Origin of the sequence: Brevundimonas sp. (assembly GCF_013823285.1) — a bacterium.
In the GTDB taxonomy this organism is placed as follows: domain Bacteria; phylum Pseudomonadota; class Alphaproteobacteria; order Caulobacterales; family Caulobacteraceae; genus Brevundimonas.
This window is the reverse complement of the sequence record NZ_PNLV01000169.1, coordinates 1-3,239: the sequence shown is the minus strand read 5'-3', so window position 1 is coordinate 3,239 and position 3,239 is coordinate 1. Positions and strand designations below refer to the sequence as shown.

The following is a 3,239-nucleotide window of genomic DNA, read 5'->3' as shown; positions in this document are numbered from 1 at the left end:
CTTGACGAACGTGTGAGCTTTCCGCAGGATTTCCGGGCTCATCAAGACCGGTCGAGGGATAGGCCCTTTGACGCCGGGGCAACCTCGGGCTTTCGCCCGAAAGGTGCCAACTCCTGCGAGAGCCTTCGGGTTCGCGAGAGATGAGTGGAAGCCCCGTTCTATTGGGGTTCCACGGTCTGTCAGCAGCAGTCTCGATGAGCGGGACGATTGCGAGACGACCGAGACCATGACCACCGCCCTGGCCGAAAAGACGATCCTCGACACCGACCCCGTGTGTCGACCCGCGCGCAAATCCTTTGCGCCGATCCTGCCTGCGCGCGACATCATCGTTCCCATTCCCGCCGATTTCCGGCTGGCGTCCGGCGAAGCCCTGACCGATCCGGTGATCCGCGCCCGCCTGCAGGGCCGCCCCGACGCACCGCTGGTGATCGTAGCCGGCGGCATCTCCAGCGGCCGGTTCGTGAACCGCACCGAGACCAACGGCTCGGGCTGGTGGTCCGGCGCCGTGACGGCGGGCGGGCCCATCGACCTGGACCGCTTCCAGGTTCTGGCCTTCGACTTCGCCCCCGACGGCCCCACCGCGCCCGCCACGCCCCTGACCGTCACCACCGGCGATCAGGCCAGGCTGCTGGCGGTGCTGCTGGACCATCTGGAGGCGCCCAGCGCCGCCGCCTTTGTGGGCTGCTCCTACGGCGGCATGGTGGGGCTGGCCTTCGCCGAAGCCTTTCCCGAGCGGCTGGGCCAGCTGGTGGTGATCTCCGCCGCCCACCGCCCCCACCCCCTGGCCACCGCCTGGCGCGGGGTCCAGCGCCGCATCCTGCAGCTGGCCGTGGAGGCCGGACGCCCCGAGGACGGGGTGGCCCTGGCGCGCGAGCTGTCCATGACCACCTACCGCACGCCCGAGGAGCTGGACGCCCGCTTCGACACCGTGGCGCCCGAGCGCGCCGGGGGCCGTTATCCGGTGTGCGACTATCTGGGCGCGCGGGGCCGGGCCTATCCGGCGGTGATGACCGCCTCGCGCTGGCTGACCCTGTCGGACTCCATCGACCGCCACGCCGTGACGCCCGAGGCGATCACCACGCCCGCCACCCTGATCGGCTTCACCAGCGACCGCCTCGTCCCCATCGACGACATGCGCGAGCTGGCCGCGCGGCTGCCCAACCTGTTCCGCCTCGTGGAGGCCCCCTCCCTCTACGGCCACGACGCCTTCCTCAAGGAAGACGCCTTCGTGGCCGACGTGCTGACCACCGCCCTGAAAGACATCGATCAATGACCGCTTCCCACCGCCCCGCCGACCCCCGCACCATCGCCGCGCGCACCGGCGTCGATCAGGATTCGGCGCACGGCGCGGTCATGCCGCCGCTGTATCTGTCGTCCAACTACTCCTTCGCCGGGTTCGACCAGAAGCGGCAGTACGACTACAGCCGCTCGGGCAATCCGACCCGCGACGTGCTGGCCGAAACCCTGGCCGAGCTGGAAGGCGGCGCGGGCGCCGTGGTGGTCTCCACCGGCATGGCGGCGGTGGATCTGGCCTTCTGCTCGCTGGAGCCCGGCGACCTGCTCATCGCCCCCCACGACTGTTACGGCGGCACCCACCGCCTGCTGTGCGCCCGCGCCCGCAAGGGCCATTTCGAGGTGGCCTTCGTCGACCAGGGCGACCCCGAGGCGCTGGAGCGGGCCCTGGCCCTGAAGCCGAAGCTGGTGTTCGTGGAGACGCCCTCCAACCCCCTGATGCGGGTGGTGGACGTGGCCGACATCTGCCGTCGCGCCCACGCCGCCGGGGCCAAGGTGGTGGCCGACAACACCTTCCTGTCGCCGGCCCTGCAACAGCCCATCAAGCTGGGCGCCGACTTCGTGGTCCACTCCACCACCAAATACATCAACGGCCACTCGGACGTGGTGGGCGGGGCGGTGATCGCGGCCGACCCGGCGGACCACGAGGCCCTGTGCTGGTGGGCCAACTGCACCGGGGTGACGGGCTCGCCGTTCGACGCCTATCTGACCCTGCGCGGGGTGCGCACCCTGTTCGCCCGCATCGAGCGGCAGCAGGCCACCGCCGGCGTGGCGGCCCACTTCCTGGAGGCCCATCCGGCGGTGAAGGCCGTCCACTGGCCCGGCCTGAAATCCCACCCCGGCCATGCCCTGGCCGCGCGCCAGCAGACCGGCCCCGGCGCCATGCTGTCGTTCGAGCTGAACGGCGACGTTGAGGCGGTCCGCGCCCTCGTCGAGGGGCTGGAAATCTTCACCCTGGCCGAGTCCCTGGGCGGCGTAGAAAGCCTGATCGCCCACCCGGCCACCATGACCCACGCCGCCATGACGCCCGAAGCGCGGCAGACCGCGGGCATCACCGAGGGCCTGCTGCGCCTGTCGGTGGGGCTGGAGCATCAGGACGACCTGATCGCCGACCTGTCGCGGGCCCTTGAGGCGGTGTCGGTCGCCACGTCGGAGCGGGCGGCGGCCTGAGGGCGGGGGCGCGGCCGGAGTGCAGCGGAGAGCCCCCCTTTTTTGTCATCCCGGCCGGAGCGCAGCGGAGAGCCGGGACGGGTCGGACGCGCTGATCCGCCGCCCGGACAGCCGCGAGGCTGGTCCGGGCGAAGGGCGGCGGACCCCTTGGCCCGGATCGTCGCGCTGCGCCGTCCGGGCCGTGGAGATTTGGGGCCGTCCCGTCCCGGATAACGCCTTGCGGCGTTTCCGGGATGACAAGGGGCTCGTCCTGCGCTGACGGCGGTGAGACTCCCGGCGCGAAAAACAGTGCAAGGGAGTCTCACGGGCCCTCGGGGAGGGCGTAGGGCGCAGCCCCACCCCCCGTCATTCCCCGGCTTGGCCGGGGAATCCAGATTCACAGGCGATTGTGCGTATGCCGGCCCTGACGGAGCGTCTGGACCCTCCGGTCAAGCCGGAGGGTGACGGGTTTGATGGGGTCACGGCCCCTGTCCCGGGTGGTGAGACTCCGGCGGCGAAAAACAGTGCAACGGGAGTCTCACGGCCTCGTCGTGGACGGCCTGTTCGATCTGCTGCGCCACGGCGGCGAGCCCGGCGGCGAGGCGGGCGAGATCGCTTGTGGAGATGGGCGCGGCGGCTTCAGCGGCGGTGGCGGGGGCGTCGATGGGGTCGTCGTCGGCCGGGGGCGGCGCGTGAGACTCCGGGGCTGAAAAACAGTGCAACGGGGGTGCAACATTCTGATCATCGGATGACGCTTCGGGCGGGGCGGTGACGGCGCTGTCGGCCGCCGCTTCGGC

At 71.2% G+C, this 3,239-nt stretch carries 3 protein-coding genes and 1 riboswitch; of the genes, 2 read left to right on the top strand and 1 reads right to left on the bottom strand.

Annotated elements, in window-relative coordinates; translation table 11 throughout:
- The first annotated feature begins 35 nt into the window (after positions 1-35).
- Positions 36-147: riboswitch (SAM riboswitch) on the top strand.
- A gap of 79 nt (positions 148-226) precedes the next feature.
- Positions 227-1,273 (top strand): homoserine O-succinyltransferase, encoded by a 1,047-nt coding sequence (locus tag C0461_RS13990; protein ID WP_292107870.1) that lies wholly within the window; start codon positions 227-229, stop codon positions 1,271-1,273.
- The gene (metB, locus tag C0461_RS13985; RefSeq protein ID WP_292107869.1) at positions 1,270-2,463 is read left to right on the top strand and encodes a cystathionine gamma-synthase; all 1,194 of its coding nucleotides are present in this window, start codon (positions 1,270-1,272) and stop codon (positions 2,461-2,463) included. The genes C0461_RS13990 and metB overlap by 4 nt, the downstream gene beginning before the upstream one ends.
- Before the next feature lie 458 nt (positions 2,464-2,921).
- Here metB and C0461_RS13980 read toward each other — a convergent pair.
- The coding region (locus C0461_RS13980; RefSeq protein ID WP_292107868.1) for a hypothetical protein at positions 2,922-3,239 on the bottom strand (318 nt) is incomplete at its 5' end.